Below are 25942 nucleotides of genomic sequence, written 5' to 3' on the forward strand. Positions count from 1 at the left end.
CCTACAAGATCGAAATGATACACCCCCATCGGCGTTCTTTCCCATCGGCGTTCCCCTCCGCGAGGCTTTTTGCGCAAAAGCAAAGTGTCACCTTCGCCGCGCACGTGTAAAACGGCAGAAATCTGCGGACCTTCGCCTAAAATCGCAGGGTGACAGGGTGTAACCTTTGTCACCCGCCCATCGGACCTCGGCACAAACAAAAACCGCGCCCGAAAACGGTGCGCGGTTCTTGTAGTTCTTTGAATTGTTGCCGAAGCTGCCCGATCAAAACGGAATATCGTCATCCAGATCATCGTAGTTGGAGCCGCCGCCGGATGGAGCGCCGCCGCCTGAGCTGCCGCCCGAGCCGCCGCTGCCGCCGCCCTGATCCCAGCCGCCGGAAGACTGGCCACTGGAAGACTGGCTGCCTCCGCCGTAACCACCGCGCTGGCCTCCACCACCGCCGCCGCCACCACCGGGTGCGCCATCAAGCATGGTCATCACCGAATTCGGGCCGCGCAGTACAACTTCGGTCGAATACCGGTCATTGCCCTGCTGGTCCTGCCATTTGCGCGTTTGCAACTGGCCTTCAAGATAGACCTTGCTGCCCTTCTTCAAATAGCGTTCGGCAACTCCGGCCAGGCCTTCGTTGAAAATGGCCACGGTATGCCATTCGGTCTTTTCCTGACGCTCTCCGGTATTCTTGTCCTTCCAGCTTTCGCTGGTAGCGACGCGCAGATTGCAGACCTTGCCGCCGTTCTGGAAAGTGCGCACTTCCGGGTCAGCGCCCAGATTACCGATAAGCATGACTTTGTTGAGGCTGCCGGCCATTCGATTCGTTTCCTCTATTGGTTCGGCAGATGGCTTATCGAAGGGCCACCGGCTTGCCCACCCCCGAGACAGGGGAATGTCCACAGCGGAGCGGGTTGCAGGCGGTCAGCCTCTCGCTACAAGCCCAGCGCCACCGCGCTCCAATAGGTTAGCCCGGCAAAGATATACGCAAGCGCGAACAGGTAAATCACCATGACCGCAGGCCACTTCCACCCGTTCGTCTCCCGCCGCGCCACGGCAATGGTGGACAGGCACTGCGGCGCAAAGATGAACCATGCAAGGAAGGCCAGCGCGGTCGGCAGGCTCCACCGGGCGGCGATCTGGCCGCGCAGGGCCTGCTCGGTTTCTGCCTCGCCCTCGGCCTCCACGGCATAGGTTGTCGCCAGAGAGGCAACCGCCACTTCACGCGCTGCCATTGCCGGGACCAGCGCCAGCGTCATTTCGCGCTGGAATCCGATGGGTTCAAACGCCGGCTGCATGAAGCTCGCGATGTGTCCGGCGGCAGATGCATCGAGCTGGCTCTCACCCGGATCGGCCTTTGGAAAGGTCAGCAGCAGCCACAGGATCACGGTGGCGGCAAAGATGATCGTACCGGCGCGGCGCAGGAATACCCACGCCCGTTGCCACAGGCCGATCGCCAGATCGCGCAAGGGCGGCAGCTGGTACTTGGGCAGTTCCATGATGAAGCCGCTGGCCGCCCCCTTTGTTGCTGTCCGCCGAAGCACCAGCGCAACCGCCATCGCTCCAACGATACCGGCAAGATACAGGCCGAACAGCACGAGGCCCTGCAGGCCGATACCCGGCCCCACACTGGTCGCCGGAATGACCGCACCGATGATGACGGTGTAGACCGGCAAACGCGCCGAACAGGTCATCAACGGAGCGATCAGGATGGTGGTCAGCCGGTCCTTGGGATCAGCGATGGAGCGGGTCGCCATGATCCCGGGAATGGCGCAGGCAAAGCTGGAAAGGAGCGGAATAAAGCTGCGGCCCGACAGGCCAACATAGGCCATCAGCCGGTCCATGATGAATGCCGCGCGGGCCATATAACCCGATTGCTCCATCACCAGAATGAAGGCGAACAGGATGATAATCTGCGGCAGGAACACCACCACCGACCCGACGCCTGCAATTACCCCTTCGGTGATCAGATCACGCAGAAAGCTTTCCGGCATGGCGGCGGTGACAAATCCGCTGGCCAACTCTGCCACGCCTTCAATCGCGCCGATCAGCGGATCAGCCCAGGCAAACACTGCCTGAAACATGACGAACAGCAGTGCAAACAAGGTGATCGGCCCAAGCCACGGATGCAGCAGTATTTTGTCGAGGTGCGTATGCAGGCGGCGCTCCCCGCTTTCGGAAAGGATCGCGCCCTTGACCATGTTACGCGCCGCAAGCCGCCGCTCCGGCAAAGTCAAATGGCCGACATCGTGGCGGGTGGAAATGTCCTGCCCCGGCGCTGCGTCCATTGCATCGGCCAAAGCATCAAGCCCGCGCTTGCGCACTGCCACGGTCGGCACCACGGGCACGCCGAGAGCATCGGACAGAGCATCCGGATCAATCGCCAAACCGTCGCGCTCGGCCAAATCGACCATGTTGAGCGCAACCACGGTGGGCCGGCCAAGCGCGATCATTTCCTGCGCGAACACCAGATGCTGTTCGAGATTGGCAGCATCGACGACGACCACCAGCGTTTCGGGCTGCGCTTCACCGGGGAATTCACCCAGCACGACTTGCCGCGTCACTTCCTCATCCGGGCTGGCCGCATCCAGCGAATAGGAGCCGGGCAAATCGATCAGTTCAACGGGTTCGCCGCTGGGCAATGTCATGCGCCCGCTGACGCGCTCTACCGTGACGCCTGGATAATTGGCAATCTTCTGCCGCGCGCCGGTCAGCGCGTTGAACAATGCGCTTTTCCCGGCATTCGGATTGCCGACCAGCGCGGCGGTACGAAGGCGCGTCATATCGTGCGCACCGTCATCGCGCGCGCATGGGTTCGCCGCAGGGCAATCGTGGTGCGGCCGATGAGAATGGCAATCGGGTCCCTACCGAAGAATACACCGCGATGGGCAATCGCCACCCGCGCGCCTTCATCAAGCCCGAGTGCACGCAGCCGCTTGCCTTCGTCGGGGGCCAGGCTGTCCCAATCGACGGACAGAATCTCCGCCCGTGTCAACGGGGCAAGACTGTCGAGAGTCGTGCGTGAATGGTCTGGATGCTGTTCCACACAGCGGCCCGTGCCAGAGGCGATTGCTTTTTGCAACTGCTTCGCAATAGTGGGAAGCGATATTTACGCGGACGTCAGCCTTGTGGGTAACGCAATCGGCCGAGGAAACGCGCGACATCGAAATGTTCGCGGTCCTTGCCAAGGAATTGGCCCTTCAGCTTTTCAAACTTCATTACGCCTTCGATACGGCGATCAAGGAAGGCTCTGGTCGCTGCCTTGTCTTCGCTATCATCGCTTTTCCAGACAGCCAGAGTGGCGGCGTATATTGAGCCGAGAATCGCCCGTTTTGTATAATGGTTGTAATCTGTCGCCGTGTCCCCGGCGAGGCGCCACATCTTGTCCGCGCTCGACCAGCCCTGTTTCAGCGTGTCGGCGACATTCTGCGGCATCGCCTGCACTGTCATCGCGCGCGAGAGCGATTCTTCCAGGCCTTCGATCGACTCGAGACGAAACCACACAAGGGTGCGAATCTTTTCGCGTATAGGCATGTTGTCCAGCCGACCATCGGCGAATTCTGCCTCCATGCGCTCATCAACTGACGCGACCCAGGCATCAATCATATCCATCGCCCGGCCTTGCAGTCCTTTGGACGGGAACGCCAATCGCGCAACCGCCGGATCGACACCAGCAACCTCTGCGGCAGAGGCCAGCGCGACATCGCTCCACCCGTCAAACATCGCCGCGAGGGCAATTTGGGGGGCGAGTTCCAGCCGCAGCTCATCAAGTGTCAAATCAAGTGGTTCGGTCATCAGAACACCGGTCCGTAGGTGCGTCCGTCCGCACCGCCGTCTTCGGATGTTTCGCTGGCGACAATTGTGTTCAGAATACGGGGAGGAACACCGCGCAATCCCGCATAATCGCGGGCGCTGCGCCCGGTATTGTCCGTCCTGTCAGGATCTGCGCCGCCTTCCAGCAGGACTTCCATCAGCGCAATATTGCGCGCATGCACAGCAGCGATCAGCGGGGTTTCGCCGGTAGCATTGGCCACATCGACCTGCGCGCCCTTCCCCAACAGCACTTCGACTCCGTCGAGAAAGCCGCCCTCTGCCGCGACGATCAGCGGCGTCCGCCCGGAATTATCGGCGATGTTGGGGTTTGCCCCTTCTTGCAGCAGCCAGCGGGTCCAAGTCAGATCCCGGCGCGCAACAACGATATGCAAGCCGGTTTCGCCGGTGCTGATATCCCGCGAATTGATAACCGTGCTGCCCGGCTGGCGAAGCATTTCGGTCGCATCGGAGCCTTCACGTTCCTTTACCGCTTCAAGAAATTCGTACCCTTCCGAGTAGAATTGCGCGGCCGCAGGCACGGATAGTGCCATTGTTCCTGCTGCCAAAAGGCGTGCAATGATGTTGCGAAGAGCGACGGTGGCCACCCTGTTCTCCTGTTACTTCGGTTTAAAGCGCAAAAAGCCCCTGCTGGATGCTTGTTGCACCTTGCTACCCACGCGTTAGCAGAGCATGAACCGCGCGTCATGCCTGCATATTCCAAGTTGTTCGCCCGCCTTGCCGCCCCTGCCCTGCTTTGCACGATGCTGGTAGCTTGCGGGCCCGTTTCTCCGGATGCTCCTGAAGAGGTCCCGTCGCTTTATGGCTCCGACGTCGTTGGCGGTTTTGATCTGGTTGACAGCACCGGCAAGCAGGTGAGCGATACAGATTTCCTCGGCAGATATCAGGTTGTCTATTTCGGCTATGCCTATTGCCCGGATGTCTGTCCGTTCGATATTCAGCGCATGGTGCAAGGATTGAATGCTTTTGCAGCTGCCAATCCCGATCTGGCAGACGATGTGCAGCCCATCTTCATCACGGTCGATCCGGAACGCGACACACCGGAAGTGATCGACGAATTTACCGCCAATTTCTCTGACGATCTGATCGGCCTCACCGGCTCACCCGAAGCCATCGAAGCAGCAGCCGCGAATTATTTTGCCAGCTATTCCAGGCTCGAACCGAATGAGCGCGGTGACTATCTCATGAGCCATACAAACTTCGGCTATCTGGTTGACCGCGAGGGTAAACCGATGACACTTTTGCCGGTCGATCAATCGGCAGATGCCGTTGCAGCGGAACTGGAACGATGGGTACGTTGAGAGAGAAATTCTGGGAACTGCCGCTGGACGATCTCAGCCGCCCTGAATGGGAAGCGTTGTGCGACGGCTGTGGCAGGTGTTGTCTGCACAAGCTGGAAGATGAAGACACTGGCGAGATTGCGGAAACCAATGTGGCGTGCAAACTGCTGGACACCGGCACTGCGCAGTGCCGGGATTATCGCCACCGCAAGGCTTTCGTACCCGATTGTCTGCGGCTGACGCCAAAGCTTGTGAAGCAAGTGCCCTGGCTGCCCGCCAGCTGCGCCTATCGCCGCCGCGCTGATGGCGACCCACTGCCCGATTGGCATTACCTGCTGACCGGCAGCCGCGATGCGATGGTTGAAGCGGGTGCCTGCGTGGCAGGGCGCTGCGTCAGCGAAACCGTGGCGGGCCCGCTCGAACATCATCTTGTAGACTGGGATGACAAATGATCGACTGGCTGCGCGACGATCACCGTGATCCCAGCGTGGAGGTTGCCGGTCAGCCATTGCCGATCATCATTCGCCGCCACGCCCGGTCAAAACGACTGACCATGCGCATGGCTCCGGATGGCGGCGAGCTTCGCATTACGATGCCGACTTGGGGCAGAACGCGCGACGCACTGGAGTTTGCCAATGCACGGCTGGGCTGGATCGAACAACAACTTGCCAAAGTTCCGCAGCAGATCGAGCTGGGCGATGGTACCGTATTGCCCTTCAGCGGACGTGATCTGACTATCCGTTGGCAGGATGGCGGCCCGCGCAAGGTGCGCCGCGAGGATGATGTTCTGCTGGTCGGCGGCCCGCGTGATCGGTTGGCGACGCGTGTACAGCGCTGGTTTGAATCGCAGGCGCTGCACATCATGCGGCAGGATCTCACCTTCTATTGCGAGCGCGCTGGATTGGCAGTGCCCGAATTGCGCCTTTCCCGCGCACAGCGACGCTGGGGTTCCTGCACGGGGGAGCGCGACAGCGGGCGCTGTATCAGGATAAACTGGCGGCTGGTGATGGCGCCTGATCATGTGCGCCGTTCAGTTGTGGCGCACGAAGTCACGCATCTGGTTCATTTCGACCATTCGCCCGCCTTCTATTATCTGCTGGAACGCGTTTTCGAGGACGAGATTTCCGCCGCTGACGTCTGGCTGAAAGACAAAGGCCGCACACTTTACGCTGTTTTCGGGTGACGCGCCCAAGCAAGGGCACTGGCGAATTGCCAGCGCTCCGCCTATCTTGCGATGCATGAAGCGATTATTGCGCCTGATATCTCCGCGCCGTGCGGTCAATGATTTTACCGAGCAGTGGCGCCAGCCAACGCCTCATCGCTGGCAGATCCTTGGCGTCGCCTGCGCGGCAACCTTTGCCTTGTTCATGCTGTTCGTGCCCGATGGCGCACGCATCGAGCCGCGGCGACCTGAACTGATCTATATCTCCACCCTCGACGAAAGCCGCACCGAAGAACAGATTATCGCCTCCAATTGCGCCAATCAGCGATTGCAGAACCAGATACAGGTGCGCTTGCAGGAACGCGCTGAATTGCGCCGTCAGATTTACCGCGATCTGGGACGGGCGACCTTCGTTGATGTCGATGAAATGGAAGCCCGGGCTGAGGCAGACCGCACCCCCGAGCCCGAAGGCCCGACAGAGGAAGAGCTGGCGCTTTCACTTCAGGAATATTGCGCACGTGCCGCAGGCTGAAGGTGCCGCGTGACACTGTCCGCTGACGACACACGCTGGCTGGCTGCGGCAGCGGCGCTTGCTGAACGTGCAAGGCCCGGCAGCTGCCCGAATCCCGGCGTCGGCGCACTGATAGTGCGGGACGGCCTGGTAGTGGGCCGCGGCTGGACGCAGGCTGGCGGACGGCCTCATGCCGAAGCCATGGCGCTGGCAATGGCGGGCGAAGCGGCGCGCGGCGCGGCTCTGTATGTTACGCTTGAACCCTGCGCACATCGGTCAGACCGTGGGCCTGCCTGTGCCGATCTGGTGGCTGAGGCTGGCCTGGCCAGCGTCATTATCGGCATGGTTGATCCTGACCGGCGCACCGCAGGCGATGGCATTGCGCGGCTGATGCAAGCGGGGATCAGCGTGACTGAAGCGGATCTAACCCCTGTGCAGGCGGGCTTGTCCGGCCACGCGGCGGCGCTATTGCTCGGTCGCCCGCATATCACCCTGAAGCTTGCCCTTTCGCTTGACGGATGCATCGCTGCCGCCTCGGGTGAAAGCCAGTGGATCACCGGTTCTGCGGCGCGCAGCCATACCCACAGGGAGCGGGCGCGGGCCGATGCCATTTGTGTGGGCGGAGCAACAATGCGCGCCGACAGCCCAAGCCTTGATGTCCGCTTGCCGGGGCTTGAAGATCGTTCGCCGGAACGCTGGGTGCTGACCCGTCACAGTGCGCCGGATGGCTGGCGCGTGCTTGCCTCTCCTGCCGATGTCGGCGCGATGGGCGATGTCCGCTATCTATTTGTGGAGGGCGGCGCAGGCGCTGCGGCGGCTTTTCTGGCGGAAGACCTCGTCGACCGCCTGCTAATCTACCGCGCGCCTATTGTGATTGGTGCAGGCCGGCCCGGTATCGCCGATATCGGCCTTGACCGGTTGGCCAGTGCGCATGGCCGCTGGACGCTGGAAAGCCGGCGTCAATTCGGGCAGGACACACTCGAGATTTTCAACCGGGCACGCTAGCGCGGAGACTGAGGGAGCACGCCATGTTTACAGGTATCGTCACCGCCATCGGCACGATCGAGCACGTGGAGCAACGCGGCGATCTTCGCCTGCGTATTGCCTGCCCGTTCGACCCGGCGAATATTGCCATTGGTGCCAGCATTGCCTGTTCGGGCGTGTGCCTGACCGCGGTGGACAAAGGCGGCACGGCGGGAGACGCGCATTTCACTGTCGATGTCTCGCAGGAGACAATATCGCGCACCGCCAGCCAGATGTGGCGCGAAGGTGCGCAGCTTAATCTGGAACCGTCACTGCGCGTGGGCGACGAGATTGGCGGGCACATTGTCACCGGCCATGTCGATGCAGTTGGCAAGGTCGTCGATTGGCAGCCGGTCGGCGGATCGATGAGCGTTGTCATCGCTGCCCCGCCGAGTCTGGCGCCCTATATCGCGGAAAAAGGCTCCATCACGATTGATGGCGTATCACTTACCGTGAATGCCATTGAAGACCGGCCCGACGGCAGCGTTCATTTCAACCTCAATATCATCCCGCATACAGAAGAAGTCACTACTCTTGGCGAAATGCGCCAAGGCGGGGAGGTCAATCTGGAGATCGATACGTTGGCCCGATACCTTCACCGGATGCAGATGCTTCGTAGCAGCAGCTAGTCTGCGCCCAGCACGCGGTCAAAATCCTCGCGCATCAGCTCGTAATAGAGGTGCAGGATCTTGCCGGCACCCGGCACTTCAGCTTCCTCTATCCTGCCGGGGGAAATGCGCGCGCCGATCTTTTCTAGGGCGCGGCGGCTGCGCGCATTGTCTTCACCAACACGAAAGTCCACCCGCGCCAGACTGTGCAGCGCGTGGCCCACCATCAGCCGCTTTATTTCACGATTGGCACCGGTGCCCCAGTACCGGCGCGCGAGAAAGGTCCAGCCGATTTCAACCGAGCCGCCGTCCGCGGGTCGATAAGCCTGAAAGCGCGATGATCCGATCACCTCGCCCGTCGCCTTATCGAGCGCAACTAAGGCGCCGCCATGCGCCAGCGCATCGTCGAAGAATGCGCGAAAGACCGGCTCCTGCCACCTGCCATGCATTGGATGCATAGCCCAGATTTGCGGGTCGGATGCCACTGCGAAAAGTGCATCCCAATCCCCTTTCTCAAGCGGCCTGAGCTGGATGGTCTGCCCAGTCAGCACAGGCTGCCGATCGATCGTCATCCCGCGCAGTTAACCGAACAGACGGGCAAGCCAGCCACGTCCGCGCTTGCCCGGCTTGGTATGGCCGCTCATTTCAAACAGATAATTGGCCAGCTGGGCAGCCTGATTACGGTCCAGCATATATAACCGCGAATCCACATCAGCTTCGGAGTGGGGTGGCGGCGTGCGGACGCTTTGCAGCCGCAGTGTCAGACGATCTCCTGATCGTGTCGACGTCCAGCCCACAAGGGCGCCGAAATCGTCACGAGACCGATCATCCACTGCCATTCTCCCGTTGGTTGGCCTAGCGGCGATCATAGCGCATTTTACACTGCCACTCCAAACCATCACGCTTTTCGTGCGGGCGGATCAGCCGAACATACGTTTCAGCCAGCTGCGATCACGCTTTTCAGGTGGAGTGGTTTCGCCCATCTCGAACAGGAAATTGCCCAGCTGTGTAGCTTGATTGCGATCCATCAAATAAATCTGCGTCCGTATGTCGCCCTTCGAATACGGCGGTGGTTTAGAGACACTTTGCAGGTGGAGCGATATCCGGTTGCCAGTGCGGGTCGATGTCCAACCGACAAGCGCGCCATAGTCTTCATCCCGAGATTGCGTCATTGCCCTACATCCCCCGTTATTTAACGGCACTTTAGGCAGTTTTACATTTCTGCGGCAATCTCGAAAACGCTGCTTGTCCCCTATCCGGTCACTTCTGCCAGCGCGGCAACGAATTTGTCGATGTTGTCGGTCGTCAGCCCGGCAACATTGATGCGGCCCGATCCGGCCATGTAGACCGCGTGATCGCTCCGCAATTGCTGCACCTGCTCCTTGCTGACGGGCAGCATGGCAAACATGCCCTTCTGCCTGCCAAGCGGCTCCAGATCGACGCCTCCGGCGGTGCCGGCAGCGCCCAGCTGCGCGCGAACCTGGCCGATGCGGATACGCATGCTTTCGAGTTCTTCCAGCCAGCTTGCGGTCAGGCCATCATCTTCAAGGACCACACGCACTGCCGCGCCGCCGTGATCGGGCGGCATGGACCAATTGGCGCGCGCCAGCGCCGCTGCGTTGGAAATGGCCCGGGCAGTTGCGTCGCCATCACCGGTGGCAACATAGAATGCCCCGACACGGTCACGATAAAGGCCAAAATTCTTGTCACAGCTGTAAGCGACCAGCACTTCTTCGACGCAGGTCATTACGGCGCGCAGGCCGTATGCATCCGCTTCCATCCCGTCACCAAGTCCCTGATAGGCCACGTCGATGACAGCCAAGGCGGGACTCGCAGCCAGAATGCCGGCGATCTCGTCCCACTCTGCATCAGTGTAATCAACACCGGTGGGGTTGTGGCAGCAACCATGCAGCAAGATCGCATCACCCGTGCCCGCAGACGCTAACGCGGCGCGCAGCGCGTCCATATTCGCGCTTCCATCAGGGTTTGCGTGGCTGAATCCAACGAGTTCAAGTTCCAGGTCGGATACGATCTGCGCATGGTTGGGCCAGCTTGGCGTCCCCATGATCACGCGGGTCACGCCCGCCTTTTTCGCCAGCGCCAGCGCCAGCCGAACAGCGCCCGTGCCGCCGGGTGTCTGCATCCCGTCCAGACGACCGCCTTCCGGTGCAGCATTGCCGAACACATGCGGGATCAGCGCGCCCACAAAGCCCATGTCGCCTTCCGGCCCCAAATAGGCCTTGCTTGGCTGTTCCGCCACGAGCCGGGCTTCAGCCTGTTTTATGGCCGCAAACACTGGCGTCGCGCCATCGGCGGTTTTGTAAACGCCCACGCCAAGATCAATCTTGTCAGGCCGGTCATCGGCCTTGAAAAGTTTGATAAGCGCCAGCAGCGCATCGGGGGCTTGTTGTTCGAGTCGGTTCAGCATGCCAGCGGCAATGCCTTCACGCCCTGCTGCGCGCAAGGTGGCAGAGGGCGCTTTTCCGCTTTCTCAAAAAATGGCCAGCTTGTCAGAACAGTGTCAGAAAGGCAGCCAGCGCTGGTTGCGGGAGAAGCGCAAATACCCCGCGTTCACACCAAGCCGCAGTCCGGCACCCACGCGGATCGGAATCATCACCACATCGCCCTTGCGAACATAGCTGGCATGGAATCCGCCTACGAAATAGGCCTGTCCTTCACCCGCCGGATAACGTTCGTACAGATCATCTGTGTCATAAAGATTGTAAATCAGAACGAAGGTGTTGCCGGCATTGGCACCTGCATCCAGGCCGATGGAGGGGCCCGTCCAATAGACTGGCATATTACCTTCGACGGCGTGGTACAGCGTGCCCGAACCATATCGAACACCCAGCACAAACGCACCGCCGCCTTCACGCCCGACAATGTAGCCATTGGGTTCGCCCTGGTCGGACAGAATATTCTGGATCAGCCGCGCCAGACCTTCTGCACCTTGACCGAATAATCCTTCTGCCGCACCGATCAGATCGTCTTGGGCATAGGTGGTTGGCCGCTCCGCCTCCCGTGGCACGGTATCCACGGTGGGGGATGTATTGGCGCTGGCATAGTCCGGCTGCTCCGGCGGCAAATCAAAAGCCGGGCGTGCGGTGTCGCTTTGATTAGGGTCGGTCTGATAGACATCGGGGCTTTCGTAGCGCGGGGTTGCCTCGCTCACGTCGTAGGCATCCTCGTACGCGGCTGCATCTGTAGAGCCGGGATTGTCCATCAGATCAGCGTCAATCACGCTATCGGGATCAACCGTCTGCATTTCTTGCGCGATTGCAGGCGCGTAACCCCAGATCAGCAGCGGCGCTGCCAGCGAAGCGGCGACTAGGCGGAAATTGCGGGCGAACTGTATGCTCATGGACTTGTCCTTTTCACGGCACGGACGCCGATCGGATAAACTTCTGCGCCAACAAAAGAATCCCTTACGGCTGAAGCAGCAATGAATACGCGCCCAAGCGAATCCGTTTTGCGGTGAACCGAATCGATTGCGCGGCAGACTGCGCCATCGGCACAACCTAATTTCCTAAAGTGCTGCGCCCCCTTGAAGCGCGCTCAAGCCCTCGCTATAGCGCGCTTCCTGCCGCACAGGTCCGGAGACGTGGGTGAGTGGCTGAAACCAGTTCCCTGCTAAGGAACCATACCTTTTATAGGGTATCGAGGGTTCGAATCCCTCCGTCTCCTCCAGTGGCTTCATCCAGAAGATGAAGCTGCCGGCAAATTTTCCCATAGTTTTTGCGCCCTACGCCATTGGGCGGCATTGACCGCGCTGTTGCAATGCAGCACTGCTTGATTCGCTTGGTGGACGTTTTGGCGTCCGGCATCTGCGCGGGAGAGCTCTCTGGCCGGTCCAATTGGACGTGCCGGGGGCACCGAAGGAGCAACCGCCCCGGAAACTCTCAGGTCACAGGGACCGCGCAGCTGGTACAGGCGCTCTGGAAAGCGTGTTTCCCGCAAGGGGGCACCACCGAAGGAGTAAGGCGTTTGCACTTTGAAAAGGCGCGCCGGAATCTCTCAGGTCTCCAAGACAGAGGGGGCATGGTGTAAGGGCTCGATTTCCGAGCTTTGCCGAGCCATGCCGGAACTGTGAATGAGCGATACCGAGACCGATTTCGAAGAGCAGCCGCCGGAGGCATTGCCGCTGGATGCATGGCACCGCGAACATGGCGCGCGCATGGTCCCGTTTGCGGGCTATGAAATGCCGATCCAGTATACCGGCGAGCATGGCGGCATCGTGGCCGAACACAATTGGACGCGGCAATCTGCCAGCCTGTTCGATGTAAGCCACATGGGCCAGCTGTCCGTTTCCGGAGAGGGCGCAGCAAACCAGCTTGAAAAACTGCTGCCATCAGGCATCGCCAATCTTGCTGAAGGCAAGATGCGCTATTCATTGCTGTTGACCGAGGCTGGCGGCATTATCGATGATCTGATCGTCACCAACACCGGCGCGCATCTGGCGCTGGTGGTGAACGGCGCATGCAAGTGGGATGATATCGCCCACCTTCGCGAACATCTCGATGATGATATTACGCTAACCCATTTCGATGATTTTGCCCTGCTTGCATTGCAAGGCCCCAAAGCGGTGGATGTGCTTGAGGGCATTGTGCCGGGGGTTAGCGAACTGTCCTTCATGACCGCTGGCCTGTTCAAATTTGGCGAGCAACATATTTGGGTGAGCCGCGCCGGTTACACCGGTGAGGACGGGTTCGAGATTTCCGTCCATTCCAACTACGTTCGCGCGCTGGCCGATGCGCTTGTGGCGGATGAACGGGTGCACCCAGCCGGGCTTGGTGCGCGCGATTCGCTACGTTTGGAGGCTGGCCTGCCGCTGTACGGCCATGATCTATCCGAAAACACCGATCCGGTCAGCGCCGGTCTTGGCTTTGCGCTCAGCAAGGCGCGGCGCGAGGCAGGGGGTTATTTCGGCCATGCGGCATGTCTGGTCCGGCTGGAAGACGGCGGCTGTGCGCAGCACCGTGTCGGCCTTACGCTGGAAGGCCGACAGCCAGGGCGCGAAGGCGCGCAGATCTTCTCTGGCGATGCGCTGGTTGGCATAGTCACCAGCGGCGGTTTTTCGCCCACACTTGGGCACCCCATCGCCATGGGCTTTGTCGAAACCGAATTTACCGCAGAGGGCACGAAACTGGACATCGAAGTGCGCGGCAAACGCTTGCCCGCCACCGTGACCGCCCTCCCCTTCGTCCCGCATCGTTACCATCGCAAAGGAGCCTGACCATTGGCACGTTATTTTACCGAAGAGCATGAATGGATCGAAGTGGACGGCGACACCGCCATTATCGGCATTACCGATTATGCGCAGGAACAGTTGGGCGATGTGGTGTTTGTGGAAGTCCCGCAGACCGGCACTGAATTCACCAAGGGCGCAGAAGCTGCCGTGGTGGAAAGCGTGAAAGCCGCAAGCGACGTTTACGCGCCAATTGCTGGCACCGTGATCGAAGGCAATGCCGCGCTGGAAGGTGAACCTGAACTGGTGAACACCGCGCCAGAGGCCGAAGGCTGGTTCTTCAAGCTGACCATGTCCGACAAGGACGATCTGGAAGGCCTGATGGACGCCAAGGCTTACAAGGCGTTCTGCGACAGTTTGTGATCTGACCTGACTTCCCTTCTCCCATTACGAGAGGGGCCAAGGAGTTAAAATGCGTTACCTCCCCCTGACCGATACCGACCGCACGGCCATGCTCGAAGCTGTAGGGGCGCCATCCATTGATGCGCTGTTTGCCGATGTGCCGTCCGATCTCTACCTGAACGGGCCAGTCGAAGGCCTGCCGCTCCACGCCACCGAAATGGCGGTCGAAAAGCACATGCGGCGGCTTTCCAAGAAGAACCTTGCAGCAGCGGATGCGCCGTTCTTCATTGGTGCCGGGGCTTACCGCCATCATGTACCGGCATCGGTCGATCATCTGATCCAGCGCGGCGAATTCCTCACTGCCTACACGCCATACCAGCCGGAAATCGCGCAGGGCACGTTGCAGATGCTGTTCGAATTCCAGTCGCAGGTCGCGCGGCTGTATGGTTGCGCGGTGGCGAATGCGTCCATGTATGATGGCTCTACCGCATGCTGGGAAGCGGTTGCCATGGCGAGCCGCGTAACGCGCAAGAAGCGCGTTGTGCTGTCAGGCGCTTTGCACCCGCATTACGCCGAAGTCGTGCGGACCATGGCGAAGTTTACCGAAGACGAAATTGCCGGTTCCGCCCCCAGTCTTACCGCTCTGCCGGATGATGACGGGCTGATCACGCGCATCGATGACAATACCGCCAGCGTGGTGGTGCAATATCCCGATATTCTGGGCCGCATTCCCGATCTGCAAAAGATCGCCGACGCCGCCCACGCCAAGGGCGCGAAGCTGATCGTTGTGAATACCGAACCAGTGGCGCTCGGCGCGCTGGAGGCCCCAGGTAATCTGGGTGCAGATATCGTGGTTGGTGAAGGTCAGGCGCTGGGCGTCGGCCTGCAATTTGGCGGGCCGTATCTGGGCCTGTTCGCCATCACCGATCCAAAACTGGTGCGGCAGATGCCTGGCCGCCTGTGCGGAGAGACGGTGGACGCCGACGGCAAGCGCGGCTTCGTGCTGACACTTTCCACCCGCGAACAGCATATTCGCCGCGAAAAGGCGACGAGCAACATCTGCACCAACAGCGGCCTGTGCGCTCTTGCCTTCTCCATCCACATGACCTTGCTGGGCGCAAAGGGCATCACCGGCCTTGCCGCAGAAAACCACCGCCTCGCCTGCATTGCAGCGGACCGTCTGGCAAAAGTGCCCGGCGTTACGGTTCTGAACGAGAACTTTTTCAACGAATTCACACTGATGCTGGATGTAGATGCGCGCCAGATCGTCCGTGATCTGGCCGACAAGGGCGTGCTGGGCGGAGTCGGGCTTGGCAAGCTGTTCCCGGATATCGACGGGCTGAAAGGCGGCCTGCTGGTCACTGTGACGGAGACCGCCAGCCTGGAGGATATCGAAACCCTTGCCACCACTCTTGAGGAGGTGCTGCCATGAACCAGATCAACCAGAGCGGGTGGAAGCCCGGAACCCCGGTGGCCTCCATCGATGGCGAAAAGCACCCGACAGTTACCGGTAACAAGGCCCTGATGCTGGAAGAGGCGCTGATCTTCGAAATCGGCGACGCGGACACTTACGGCGTCGATCTTCCATATACGCCAACCGATCTGCCCGGCCGCATGGGCAAGTTTACCCGCAAGGGCGAAATTGGCCTTCCCGGTCTGTCCGAACCGCAAACCGTGCGCCACTACACGCGCCTGAGTCGCCAGAATTACGGGATCGATCTGGGCTTCTTCCCGCTGGGCAGTTGCACCATGAAACACAATCCGCGCCTGAACGAGAAAGTCGCGCGGATGCCCGGTTTCCTGGATGTGCACCCCATGCAACCGATCGATACGGTACAGGGCGCGCTGGGCGTAATTGATGAGCTGGCGCACTGGCTTATCACCCTCACCGGAATGCAGTCTGTCGCGATGAGCCCGAAGGCCGGCGCACATGGTGAGCTTTGCGGTATCCTGTGCATCCGCGCCGCCCTGGAAGCGCGCGGCGATGCGCGAAAAGTCGTCCTGGTCCCTGAAAGTGCCCACGGCACCAATCCGGCCACTGCGGCCTTTGCCGGTTATTCGACCGAGGATATTCCCGCGAACAAGGATGGCCGCGTTGACCTGGATGCGCTGAAGGCACGCCTCGGCCCTGATGTTGCCGCCGTGATGATTACCAATCCCAACACCTGCGGATTGTTCGAGCGTGACATGAAAGCGATCTCCGATGCCGTTCACGAAGCTGGCGGTCTGGTCTATTGCGATGGTGCCAACTTCAACGCGATCATGGGCCGCGTGCGTCCCGGCGATCTTGGCATCGATGCGATGCATATCAACCTGCACAAGACCTTTTCCACCCCGCATGGTGGCGGTGGGCCCGGTTCAGGCCCCGTTGTGCTGTCCGAAGCGCTCGCCCCGTTCGCGCCGCTTCCCTTCGTGGAAAAGGCCAAGGATGGCAGCCTGCGCCTGATCGAAGAAGAGAACATGGAAGAGCATCACGCCAGCACCTTTGGCCGGATGACCGCGTTCAACGGGCAGATGGGCATGTTCACCCGCGCCCTCACCTACATCCTCAGCCACGGAGCAGACGGATTGCGTCAGGCAGCAGGCGATGCCGTGCTCAATGCAAACTACATTCTGCGGCAGCTTGAGGATGTGCTCCACGCGCCGTTCGGCGCCAGCGGGCCGTGCATGCATGAAGCGTTGTTCGGCGATGCCGGCTTTGCCGAGGGCTTCTCTACGCTTGATCTCGCCAAGGGCCTGATCGACGAGGGGTTCCATCCGATGACGATGTATTTCCCGCTGGTGGTCCACGGCGCGATGCTGATCGAACCGACCGAGACAGAGAGCAAGGCCGGGATCGATCAGTTTATCATGGCGATGCGGTCACTGGCGCAGCGCGCAAAGGATGGCGACGAAGCTCTGCTGACCGCCCCGCACCACGCCCCCCGCGCCCGATTGGACGAGGCGCACGCAGCGCGCAAACCGCGTTTGGCATGGAGCGAACCCGAAGGGTAACCGCGCTTCGGGTACCATTCGGAATTCGTTCAGATCATCCGTGCAATAGATGAACCGAGCTTGGGTTTTGAATGGGGGGAAATATGAAGAAGGCGGGGCTACTGACTGCCGCTGCACTTGGTGCGATGCTGGTGCTTGCACCGGCGGGCGCGCAGGAGATGCTTGGAGCAGGAGCATCCTCGGCCAGCAGTGGCTTGTACCCAGCGAAGCAGCAGCGCAAGCCGCGATCCGGCGGCGCAACCCTGATGATTGGCGAAGCGACCGACGGGATGCTGAACGGCGGTGCCGATAGTTACGTTCTGGAAGGCCGCGCTGGACAGCGCGTGCGCATTTCTCTCAGCTCATCTCGTTTCGACACGATATTACGGATAACCGGCCCTGGCGGTTTCGAGATGGAAAATGATGATGCACCGGGCAGGGAAACGCTCGACAGCATGATCGACACGGTTCTTCCCGCCGATGGAACGTATCGCCTGTCAGTCTCAGCGTACGGCAATGAAGGCAGCGGCGGATACCGATTGGCGACAATGGACCCGGCCAACCCCGCACGCGGCAACGCACGCCCGATTGCCATGGGCGCAACCGTGAATGGCTTGCTCACGCAAAGCGATGACCGCGCGTTCGATGGCGGCTTCGTGGACTATTACGCCTTTCCAGGGCGTGCAGGTCAACGCGTTACCTTCGATCTCGGTTCTGACGAAATCGACACCACGCTGGCGATCTATCTGCCCGATGGCCGTGAGGAAGCGAATGATGATTTCCGCTCTATCGACGGAACCGACAGCCGACTGTCGATCACTCTGCCACAAGATGGCACCTATCACATTGCTGCCAGCAGCTTCTCTCCCGGAGAGATCGGACGCTATTCGTTGACCTTGCGCCAAGCTGATGCCGATGTGCGCACGGTGCGCCCTTCCAGCAGCAATTCGCGGGTTTACGCCTTGTCCGTTGGCGTAGCCGATTATGACCGCATCAGCCCGCTCAACCGCACAGACGAAGACGCGTCCCGCGTTACAGCCGCGCTGCGCAGTGCGGGCGTGCTTGCCCCTGAAAGCGTTACGCTCCTCAACGCTCAGGCAACGCGGGCAAACTTCCGCCGTGCTCTGAACGACATAACCAATGCCATGGGCGACGATGATCTGCTGCTCGTATTCTTCTCCGGCCACGGCGAAAAGGTCGAGAACATGACGACCGAGCGCGATGGGAGTGCGGAGACCATAGAGCTGTATGACGCAGCCCTCTTCGATTACGAGCTGGCCGAAATGTTCGAGAGTATCGACGCCCGCACACTGCTCGTGATCGATGCGTGTTTCGCTGGCGGGTTCGACAATGTGATCGACCAGCGCGTGGACCGCATGGGCATCTTCAGCTCCGACGAAGACACGCTCAGCCTAGTTGCCTCGGGCGAGAAATCAGGCGGCTATATCAGTCATATTTTCCGGCAGGCGCTGGAAGGCGGGGCGGATATGAATGGCGATCGGGCAGTGCAGGCGGGCGAACTGGGTGAATATATGCGCCGCGAATTTTACCGCATGGTCCTGGAAGAACCGCTGGTCACCGATGCCGAGGATTTCCGCGATATGCAGACGCCAGGCTGGCAGCACATTATCGTCGATCGCGGCGGTGACGGGATGCCGCACCAGCAAGTGCTGATGAACCTTGGCAATGCATATGGTGAGCGGGTCGCTCGCGCTAACTGAGCCTTGGTTGCAAGCAAAGAAAAAGGGCGGGATGTCGTGATGACGTCCCGCCCTTTTTGTGTGCACATTCCGTGCGCAAATTATACGGCAGGTCGCCGCGCGAAGATCCCGAAGCCGGCAATGACGGCATAGCAGATCACGGGGATAATCATCGCCGTAGCAAGGCTTCCTCCCGTGGCATCGGCCACGACACCAAACAGCAGCGGCACAACAGCCCCGCCGAAGATCGCGACGTTGATGATGCCAGACCCATCGGCAGCGCGCGGACCAAGCTTTTCGCATGCGAGCGAGAAGATAGTCGGGAACATGATGGAATTCATCAGGCCCACTGCAAGCAGGGTATATGCCGCAACCATGCCGCCAGTCTGCGTCGACACGATAATTAGTGTGATCGCGCCAAGCGCATTGAAAGCCAGGATTTTGCCCGGGCTGAAAATACGGAGCACGGCAGATCCGATGAACCGGCCAACCATCGCGCCGCCCCAATACAGGCCGATCATCCAGCCAATGGCGCTTTCCGGCTGACCCAGAACACGCTCCAGCGAGAGGTAATTGATGATGACGGAGCCAATCGCAACTTCGCCGCCGACATACAGGAAGATGCAAAGCGCGCCGAATGAGAAGCGCCCGCGCTTCAGCAGATCATTGTCGTAAAGCCAGATTGCCGGGGCAAGAATAATGATCAGGACGCCCAACCATCCGCTCACCTGCAGCGCAACGAATACGCCAGCGGCAATAGTGGCCAGTCCAACGAGGTAACGTCCGGTCGAGACCAGATCGTTGTCACCCATGATCTTTGCATCGTGCGGCAAACGGTTCCTGAACATCCACACGGCAATCGCGACCAGTCCGATCAGGCCAGCAACGCCAAGATAGCCTTGCCAGATCGCCTCACTCTCGGCAGCGCGATAGGCTTGCAGTTCAGCCCCGGAAAGCTGGTCTGCACTGACTGCAGCCAGGCCGCCCAAGATCACGATTGCGCCAACAATCGGGAAAATCGTTGTGCCCAGCGAATTGAAGGCCTGCGCAAATGTCAGACGGCTGTGAGTTGTGGAGGGGGGGCCGAGCAGGCTGATGAGCGGATTGGCCACCACCTGCACAATCACCACGCCGCTTGCCAGAATGAACAATGCGCCAAGGAACATTGCGTAGGTCGCCGTCTGGCTTGCCGGGATGAACAGCAGGCAGCCTGCCATCATGGTGACAAGGCCAACGACTGCCCCGCGCATATAGCCGATCTTCTTGACCAGTCTTGCGCCGGGAATCCCGATAATCAGATATGCCGCGAAGAAGCAGAACTGCACCAGCATTGCCTCGGTATAGCTCAGTGTGAACAGCTCTTTCAGCTTGGGAATGATCACATCGTTGAGCGAAGTGATCCCGCCAAAGATGAAAAACAGGCCCATCACGAAATACTGCAAGCCCGGCGCATCGACCGGGGGCGAGTCATCCGTAATCGGCATGGGATCTGTGCTGCTCGAAATGTCAGGCGCAAGGGCCATATTCTATACTCCCTGAGGGCAGGCTGCTTGTGTCAGCAGCTCCGCCAAAACAAAATCGCTTTCAGACCGTTCGGATCAGAACGAGCATTCAGTGCCTTCAGCCACATCAACGCGCGAAATCGAGGCGATGCGGATCGTCAGCGGGTTCACTGTATCCAATTCCAAAGTGTTGCCCAGATCAGGCAGGCACGAAGTTGTGAGAACCATTTCGCGCCAGCCCTTGCCTGCACCAATGGACAGGCCCTGCGTGATGTCGAAAGTGCTGTCTCCGCTGGTCAGAGTAACCGCCGCTGTGGGGCGGCCTTCCAGTAGATATTCAATGCGGTAGGCATTGGCATCACTTTCACCCTCCAGCTTCAGCGTGCCGCCAGTTGTGAAGGCCAGTTCCCGCGAATCTTCCTGCGCATTGCGATCAACTCCTCTTGCGGCCAGTGTTGCCACGCGCCCGATCAGATTGGGCAACGGCGCATCCATGGAGCTGGCAGTGACGCTGTCGGCAAGTCGGCCGGCGGAGAACCAGTCGTTTGCAGGCCCGGCCTCCAGCGGTCCGCAGTCCTCGTTCAAAACAGGCGTGGCTGACGTGTCGGACAACGAGCGGCCATAACCGACCGCGAACAAAGCGCCTTCGGGGCCATTCAGCGGCTCACCTTCGCAAGTTGCCGGCCAGGAAAATGACAGGCGGCCTGTGGCATCGCGTGCGCCGGTCAGCACATCGGCAATACCGCCACCTTCGCTGCCCGGAAGCCATGAAGCGACAAATGCATCCGCAACGTTCATTTCGCGGTTCATCCACATTGGACGGCCTGAAAGGAATACGGCCACGGTAGGAATATCCTGTGCAGCAAAGCTGCGCAAAAGTTCCAACCCTTCGTCATCTCGGAATGCCAGATCGCGCTGGTCACCGGCAAATTCAGCGTAAGGCTCTTCGCCAAACACCACAACGGCCACGTCCGGGCGCGCAGTGAAGCTGCCATCTTCGGAAAGGATCGCGCTGCCGCCATTGGCGGACACTGCAGAATTCAGGCCTTCCCAGATGGATTCGGCATTGGGGAAAAGATCACGGTCCAGCTCTACGCCGCCCTGCCAGGTCAGTGTCCAGCCGCCAGCGGCCTGACCGATATTGTCTGCCGCGCTGCCCGCCACAAGTACGTTGGCACCGGCAGCAAGCGGCAAGACACCGTCATTCTTCAAGATCACCTGCGAACTCGCCACTGCATCACGCGCAATGGCGCGGTGCTCTGGCGAACCGAGCATGTCGAAACGTCCGGCAACGCCGCGCGCAGACGGGCGCGGTGCATTTTCGTCCAGCAAACCGGCGCGGTACTTGACGCGCAGCACGCGGGTCACGGCATCGTCCACAACCGCCATCGGGATTGTGCCGTCACCAACCTGGGCGATCAGCGTTTCCATCAGGCCGAGCCAGTCGTCCGGCACCATATAGATGTCTAGACCTGCCAGCAGCGATTGCGGGCAATCGGTGACTTCGCACCCTGCGACTTGCCCGTGGCCGTTCCAGTCGCCCACAACCAGCCCGTCAAAGCCCATTTCGCCGCGCAGCACATCGGTCAGCAGATCGCGGTTGCCGTGCATCTTGCGGCCGTTAATCGAATTGAAGCTGGCCATGACCGTCTCGACACCGGCAGCGATGGCAGCCGGATAAGGCCGCCCATGGAGCGCGAGCAATTCGTCGATATCGCCGGTGACTTCGCCCTGATCGACACCGTTATCCGTGCCGCCATCGCCGAAGAAATGCTTCGCAGTTGCGATAACCCGGCCCGTACCGAGGAAGTCCGCATCGCCCGGACGTCCCTGAAGCCCTTCGACCAATGCCGCGCCCATTTCGGCCACGATATCCGCGTCTTCGGAATAACTTTCGTACGTGCGGCCCCAACGATCATCTTGTGCGACAGCCACCGTGGGAGAGAAATTCCAGTCGATACCGGTCACTTCGATTTCCGCGGCGGTCGCAGCACCAATCTGGCGGACCAGATCGGGACGGCCCGTTGCGCCCAGCGCGATATTGTGCGGGAAAATCGTTGCGCCAACTACATTGGTGTGGCCGTGCACAGCATCTGTGCCCCACATCGTCGGGATCACCGGCTCCCCATTGGAAAGGGGCAGAACCGATGCATCGTACATTTCATCGGCGTAACGTAGCCATTCCGAAGCAGCGGCGTATTCATCGCCATAGGGGCCGCCATTACCGCCGTTGAGGTAGCTGCCGAAGCGGTAGCGTTCCATATCATCGGGCGTGAAGGAATTGATCTGCGGCTGGATCAGCTGCGCGATCTTGCGTTCGAGCGACATGCGCGAAACCAGATCTGCGACAACAGCATCTTCGCCCGTCATGGGCGCAGATACGCTTGCATCACCTTCAGTTTCGGCTGGTATGGTGGCACATCCGGCCAGTCCTAAACCCATTGCTGACGCCGCTACGATTGCTCGTACAGAAACCCCTACCCGCATAACTTCCTCTTTTTTTTGGGAACGTTCTCAACAAGGTTTTACACGGCACCCGATTGAAGGCAAGCGCCTATTTGGGACGCTTGCCTGTCACCAGCAGAATGCAGGCAATTGCTGCAAGGACGGCCAGCACCACGAACAGGCCGTCAAAGCCGAACACCGGCACCATGGCGAGCGTCAGGCCAGGCATGATCAGCGATGGCATGGTGTTGGTGAGGTTGAAGAGACCAAGGTCGCGTCCACGGCTTTGCGGGCGCGGCAGCACGCGCAGGGTTTGGGCTGAATGCAGCGCCAGAAATACGCCGGCGGAAAGCCCGAAAACCGCATATCCGATCAATGCTGTCGATAAACCCGGTGCCATTGCCATTACCAGCAGCGCAGCGGCGCTTGCCCCCGCAGCAGCGCATAACGGTACGATAGGGCGGTCATTGCGGTCGGCCCAGCGCCCGACAAACAATGTGACGGGAACGGCCACAATCAGCACACCTCCAAACATCTGTGCTGCCTGATTATCGCCGATCTCCGGCGAAATGGAGCGCAGCCACAGATACAGATACGCAAACAACGCCGCTTCCGCGATTTGCACCAGCAGACGTGCCAGCCACATACGCGCAACGATTTGGCGCGGACCGTCCAGACGCGTTGCCGGTTTGCTCCTCGGCTCCATAAGCTCGGGAAATTTCTGCGGGCGACCGAACAGGATAACCGGCAGGACACACATCACCACCAGCCCGGCAACAAGCGCCATACGGGTGTCCGGCTCTGCCAATCCCGGGATCGTTACCAAAGTGCCGGACATGGCTCCGGCCGCCGGAGCGAAGGCAAGCAACCCGCCCAGCATGCCCTTCTGATGATCAGGCACGACATCACCGGCCCAGGCAGCAAGGGGGCTCAACATCATATTCAGGCTCAACTGCCAAAGCACCAACAGGCCAATCAGCATCGGCAGGCTGTCCGCCTTCGCCAGTCCGACAAGCAAAGCTGAACTGAGGACCAATCCTACAAAAATCCATACACGCCGGTTACGCGTGATATCGGAAAGCCAACCAAATCCGATATTGGCAAGGCTGGCGGCAATCGCTCCGGCAAAGGCGGCATAGGCGAGCCATGTTATGCTCGCATCGCCTGCCATCGCTTCTACGCGTACCGGCAACAGGATCGTCAGGAATGGAACATAGGCTGTGGCCCCGCCCGCGACAGCAAGCGCGTAAAGCAAAAGAAAGCGCCGCGACTGCCACTGTGCTACCCCGTCAGGTGCAGCGCTTTTGCCTTCAATCATTGGTAGCGGCGGTGCGCGGTGCAGCCACGGATGCACGCTCCACAAGCCCGCCTTTGACCACCACTGGCATGGGGGGCAGTTCTTCACCGCGATTGGCCATGATCAACAGTTCTACGGCCCGGCTGACGGTTTCCGCAACCGGCTGGTCGATGGCGGTCAGTGGGGGCTGGACAAACCGGACCACAGGCGTGTTGTCGAAACTGATGATCGAAAGATCACCTGGTACACGCATGCCCAGTTCATGCGCCACAGCATTGGCCGCGATGGCCATCTGGTCATTGCCGGCAATTATCGCCGTAGGCCGGTCGGCGCGGGCCAGCAGGGTACGCGTTGCCGCCTCCCCTGATGTGAAGGAAAAATCCCCGCGTTCGCACAGGTCCTTGGTCGGCAGACCTGCTTCCTGCATGGCGGCCTTCCAGCCATCCTTGCGCCATTGGGTCAGCGCATATTCCTGCGATCCGGCGATAAAGGCGATCCTGGTATGACCCTTCGCTATCAAATGGTGCGTTGCCATCGCGGCCAGATCATCATCGCCCATGGTCAGCGAGATATTGCCGCCATTGGCGCGCGATCCGATGCGTGCGAAACGAATGCCGGACGCCTCGAGCAGATCGGTGATCAGCTTGTTATCCGAATGCGGCGGCGTCAGGATCACGCCATCAGGCTGCATGGCAGCGATTGCTGCGTTGAGTTCACGCTCCACATGATCGCTGTGCGTATCGACCAGTTCGAAAATCAGACGATAACCATATTCAGCGCATTTCAACATGCCGCCCAGCAGCATCTGATCGACCCAGTCGCGCCCTTCCCGGGCACGCCAGTCTTCTATTGTCCGTTCGCGGTCGTTCAGTGCCAGAATGAGGTAGGACCGCGACCCGCTCATACGCTGCGCAGCGATGGACGGTACATAACCAAGCTTGTCGATCGAAGCCTGCACCCGCTCTTTCATCTCGGGCCGGACGTTGGCCTCGTTATTGATGACACGGCTAACCGTCTGCAACGAGACACCGGCATCCGCCGCCACGTGCTTGATGGTTACCGATTGTCTTCTGCGCGCCACGTTATGTCCCTCCGGTGCAGCCAAGACCGCTAGCGGCATCGGCATCGCATTGCCAGACGCGGACCCAATCGACTTCCATGATCTTGGGGAAGCCGTTGGTGGAGATGCCCCCCAAGCCCGCGCTTTCCGGCCAATTTCCGCCAACTGCAAAATTCAGGATCAGATGAAAAGGGCGATTAAACGGCGCATTGGTTTCATTGCTGGCAGCGGTAAACCATTCTGGCGCCGCAATCGTACCAAAGGGTTCATGATCGACCAACCACGTGAAGCGCCCCTCCTCCCAAATCACCCCATAGGTATGGAATTCGCCATCAAGCACGCCGGGATAGGCGATTTCGCGGCTGCGATGGACATTGCCCGGAAACCTGTTTCCGTAGTGCAGCGTGCCAAGTACGGACTGCTCCCCTCCAGGCTCGCAATTTGCACACTCGACCCCGTGATTGACAGCTTCAAAAATGTCGATCTCACCCGATAATGGCCATCCGCCAAAATCATCATTTTCCGGCAGCATCCAGAATGCAGGCCAGGTGCCCTGCCCGTGTGGCAGACGCGCGCGCATTTCGGACCGGCCATACTGCCAGCTGGCGAGTCTCTTTGTGGTGATCTTTCCAGAAGTAAAAGGCTGCGTGCGCTGTTCATCCGGATTGGCTTGAGACGGCTTCATGTGGGCGGTCCAGGCGTCGCCGGTAAAACTCTCCTCGCGCGCGGTGAGCATAAGCACACCGTTTGCAACAGACACATTTTCCGCCCGCACCGTATAACATTGTTGTTCCCGGTTGCCTCCACCCCAGCAGTCAGCAACCAAATTCCAGCGGGTTGGATCGATTGAAGGGGCATCGAATTCATCTGCCCACACCAGCTCCCAGCTTCCCCCTGTGTCAGCTGCGGTGGGAGCCGCGGTGGGAGCCGCGGTGGACGATGGCGTTGGCGATTGAGTGGGACCGGGCAGAC

The 25942-nt window shown here is 60.1% G+C and carries 26 protein-coding genes, 1 tRNA gene and 1 riboswitch; of the genes, 12 read left to right on the forward strand and 15 right to left on the reverse strand.

The genetic code is table 11. The annotated features are described in order from the left end of the window. Positions 1-264: 264 nt before the first annotated feature. The 5 genes from ssb to AB731_RS00285 all read right to left on the reverse strand — a co-directional run bounded on the left by ssb (position 265) and on the right by AB731_RS00285 (position 4409). Positions 265-810: a single-stranded DNA-binding protein gene (ssb, locus tag AB731_RS00265; RefSeq protein ID WP_047092908.1), complete on the reverse strand. Its 546-nt coding sequence runs from the start codon at positions 808-810 to the stop codon at positions 265-267. A gap of 116 nt (positions 811-926) precedes the next feature. Beyond that, a complete protein-coding gene (gene feoB / locus AB731_RS00270; RefSeq protein WP_047092907.1) occupies positions 927-2774 on the reverse strand; it encodes a ferrous iron transporter B in 1848 nt (615 codons plus the stop codon). After that, positions 2771-3037, reverse strand: a complete 267-nt coding sequence (locus AB731_RS00275; RefSeq protein ID WP_047092906.1) for a FeoA family protein — start codon at positions 3035-3037, stop codon at positions 2771-2773. Before AB731_RS00275 ends, feoB begins: the two co-directional genes overlap by 4 nt. Before the next feature lie 74 nt (positions 3038-3111). Continuing rightward, positions 3112-3786 carry a COQ9 family protein gene (locus AB731_RS00280; RefSeq protein WP_047092905.1) on the reverse strand — a complete coding sequence of 225 codons (675 nt, stop codon included), beginning with the start codon at positions 3784-3786 and terminating at the stop codon, positions 3112-3114. Beyond that, on the reverse strand, positions 3786-4409 hold the full coding sequence (locus tag AB731_RS00285) for an ankyrin repeat domain-containing protein (protein WP_047092904.1): 624 nt from the start codon (positions 4407-4409) through the stop codon (positions 3786-3788). The genes AB731_RS00280 and AB731_RS00285 overlap by 1 nt, the downstream gene beginning before the upstream one ends. A 99-nt stretch (positions 4410-4508) precedes the next feature. On the opposite strand from AB731_RS00285, the gene AB731_RS00290 reads away from it, so the two are divergent. Genes AB731_RS00290 through AB731_RS00315 form a run of 6 tightly spaced genes read left to right on the forward strand, consistent with a single transcriptional unit; the run spans position 4509 to position 8427 of the window. Further along, on the forward strand, positions 4509-5123 hold the full coding sequence (locus tag AB731_RS00290; protein ID WP_047092903.1) for an SCO family protein: 615 nt from the start codon (positions 4509-4511) through the stop codon (positions 5121-5123). After that, on the forward strand, positions 5111-5554 hold the full coding sequence (locus AB731_RS00295; protein ID WP_047092902.1) for a YcgN family cysteine cluster protein: 444 nt from the start codon (positions 5111-5113) through the stop codon (positions 5552-5554). The genes AB731_RS00290 and AB731_RS00295 overlap by 13 nt, the downstream gene beginning before the upstream one ends. Beyond that, positions 5551-6285 (forward strand): M48 family metallopeptidase, encoded by a 735-nt coding sequence (locus AB731_RS00300; protein ID WP_047092901.1) that lies wholly within the window; start codon positions 5551-5553, stop codon positions 6283-6285. The genes AB731_RS00295 and AB731_RS00300 overlap by 4 nt, the downstream gene beginning before the upstream one ends. A 55-nt stretch (positions 6286-6340) precedes the next feature. Continuing rightward, positions 6341-6796, forward strand: a complete 456-nt coding sequence (locus AB731_RS00305) for a hypothetical protein (RefSeq protein WP_052768919.1) — start codon at positions 6341-6343, stop codon at positions 6794-6796. Between the two features lie 9 nt (positions 6797-6805). Then, positions 6806-7780, forward strand: a complete 975-nt coding sequence (gene ribD, locus AB731_RS00310) for a bifunctional diaminohydroxyphosphoribosylaminopyrimidine deaminase/5-amino-6-(5-phosphoribosylamino)uracil reductase RibD (RefSeq protein ID WP_047092900.1) — start codon at positions 6806-6808, stop codon at positions 7778-7780. 23 nt (positions 7781-7803) lie between these two features. Then, the gene (locus tag AB731_RS00315) at positions 7804-8427 is read left to right on the forward strand and encodes a riboflavin synthase (RefSeq protein ID WP_047092899.1); all 624 of its coding nucleotides are present in this window, start codon (positions 7804-7806) and stop codon (positions 8425-8427) included. On the opposite strand, the gene AB731_RS00320 is transcribed toward AB731_RS00315, so the two are convergent. The 5 genes from AB731_RS00320 to AB731_RS00335 all read right to left on the reverse strand — a co-directional run bounded on the left by AB731_RS00320 (position 8424) and on the right by AB731_RS00335 (position 11767). Then, entirely contained in the window at positions 8424-8978 is a 555-nt protein-coding gene (locus AB731_RS00320; protein ID WP_173425739.1) for a GNAT family N-acetyltransferase, read from the reverse strand. The two genes, AB731_RS00315 and AB731_RS00320, sit on opposite strands and share 4 nt — an antisense overlap. 9 nt (positions 8979-8987) lie before the next feature. Beyond that, positions 8988-9245, reverse strand: coding sequence for a hypothetical protein (locus tag AB731_RS00325; RefSeq protein WP_052768918.1), 258 nt, complete (start codon positions 9243-9245; stop codon positions 8988-8990). 81 nt (positions 9246-9326) lie between these two features. Then, positions 9327-9578 (reverse strand): hypothetical protein, encoded by a 252-nt coding sequence (locus AB731_RS13875; RefSeq protein WP_047092898.1) that lies wholly within the window; start codon positions 9576-9578, stop codon positions 9327-9329. 80 nt (positions 9579-9658) lie between these two features. Continuing rightward, the gene (locus AB731_RS00330; protein ID WP_047093211.1) at positions 9659-10834 is read right to left on the reverse strand and encodes an amino acid aminotransferase; all 1176 of its coding nucleotides are present in this window, start codon (positions 10832-10834) and stop codon (positions 9659-9661) included. A 93-nt stretch (positions 10835-10927) separates the two neighbouring features. Then, complete coding sequence (locus AB731_RS00335) at positions 10928-11767, reverse strand: DUF1134 domain-containing protein (protein ID WP_047092897.1); 840 nt, start codon at positions 11765-11767, stop codon at positions 10928-10930. Between the two features lie 234 nt (positions 11768-12001). Between AB731_RS00335 and AB731_RS00340 the strand changes: the two genes are divergently transcribed. From AB731_RS00340 to AB731_RS00365, 6 genes are all read left to right on the forward strand, one after another. Continuing rightward, a tRNA-Ser gene (locus AB731_RS00340) sits at positions 12002-12093 on the forward strand. Between the two features lie 132 nt (positions 12094-12225). Further along, positions 12226-12332, forward strand: a riboswitch (glycine riboswitch). 164 nt (positions 12333-12496) lie between these two features. Further along, positions 12497-13639: a glycine cleavage system aminomethyltransferase GcvT gene (gene gcvT, locus AB731_RS00345; RefSeq protein ID WP_047092895.1), complete on the forward strand. Its 1143-nt coding sequence runs from the start codon at positions 12497-12499 to the stop codon at positions 13637-13639. A 3-nt stretch (positions 13640-13642) separates the two neighbouring features. Further along, positions 13643-14014 (forward strand): glycine cleavage system protein GcvH, encoded by a 372-nt coding sequence (gcvH, locus tag AB731_RS00350; RefSeq protein ID WP_047092894.1) that lies wholly within the window; start codon positions 13643-13645, stop codon positions 14012-14014. 49 nt (positions 14015-14063) lie between these two features. After that, on the forward strand, positions 14064-15425 hold the full coding sequence (gene gcvPA / locus AB731_RS00355; RefSeq protein ID WP_047092893.1) for an aminomethyl-transferring glycine dehydrogenase subunit GcvPA: 1362 nt from the start codon (positions 14064-14066) through the stop codon (positions 15423-15425). Continuing rightward, positions 15422-16987, forward strand: a complete 1566-nt coding sequence (gene gcvPB / locus AB731_RS00360; RefSeq protein ID WP_047092892.1) for an aminomethyl-transferring glycine dehydrogenase subunit GcvPB — start codon at positions 15422-15424, stop codon at positions 16985-16987. The genes gcvPA and gcvPB overlap by 4 nt, the downstream gene beginning before the upstream one ends. Positions 16988-17070: 83 nt before the next feature. After that, a complete protein-coding gene (locus AB731_RS00365) occupies positions 17071-18687 on the forward strand; it encodes a pre-peptidase C-terminal domain-containing protein (protein ID WP_047092891.1) in 1617 nt (538 codons plus the stop codon). An 80-nt stretch (positions 18688-18767) separates the two neighbouring features. Here the strand turns inward: AB731_RS00365 and AB731_RS00370 are convergent, their stop codons facing one another. From AB731_RS00370 to AB731_RS00390, 5 genes are all read right to left on the reverse strand, one after another. Beyond that, positions 18768-20189: a sugar MFS transporter gene (locus AB731_RS00370; protein WP_047092890.1), complete on the reverse strand. Its 1422-nt coding sequence runs from the start codon at positions 20187-20189 to the stop codon at positions 18768-18770. A gap of 75 nt (positions 20190-20264) precedes the next feature. Further along, on the reverse strand, positions 20265-22610 hold the full coding sequence (locus AB731_RS00375; RefSeq protein ID WP_231638783.1) for a glycoside hydrolase family 3 protein: 2346 nt from the start codon (positions 22608-22610) through the stop codon (positions 20265-20267). A 112-nt stretch (positions 22611-22722) separates the two neighbouring features. Further along, positions 22723-23931, reverse strand: coding sequence for an MFS transporter (locus tag AB731_RS00380; RefSeq protein WP_047092888.1), 1209 nt, complete (start codon positions 23929-23931; stop codon positions 22723-22725). Next, positions 23924-24991 (reverse strand): LacI family DNA-binding transcriptional regulator, encoded by a 1068-nt coding sequence (locus AB731_RS00385; protein ID WP_231638784.1) that lies wholly within the window; start codon positions 24989-24991, stop codon positions 23924-23926. Before AB731_RS00385 ends, AB731_RS00380 begins: the two co-directional genes overlap by 8 nt. Position 24992: 1 nt before the next feature. Further along, positions 24993-25940 carry a glycoside hydrolase family 16 protein gene (locus AB731_RS00390; protein WP_047093209.1) on the reverse strand — a complete coding sequence of 316 codons (948 nt, stop codon included), beginning with the start codon at positions 25938-25940 and terminating at the stop codon, positions 24993-24995. Between the last annotated feature and the right edge of the window lie 2 nt (positions 25941-25942).

The sequence above is a fragment of the Aurantiacibacter marinus genome (genome assembly GCF_001021555.1).
Classification (GTDB): Bacteria; Pseudomonadota; Alphaproteobacteria; order Sphingomonadales; family Sphingomonadaceae; genus Alteraurantiacibacter; species Alteraurantiacibacter marinus.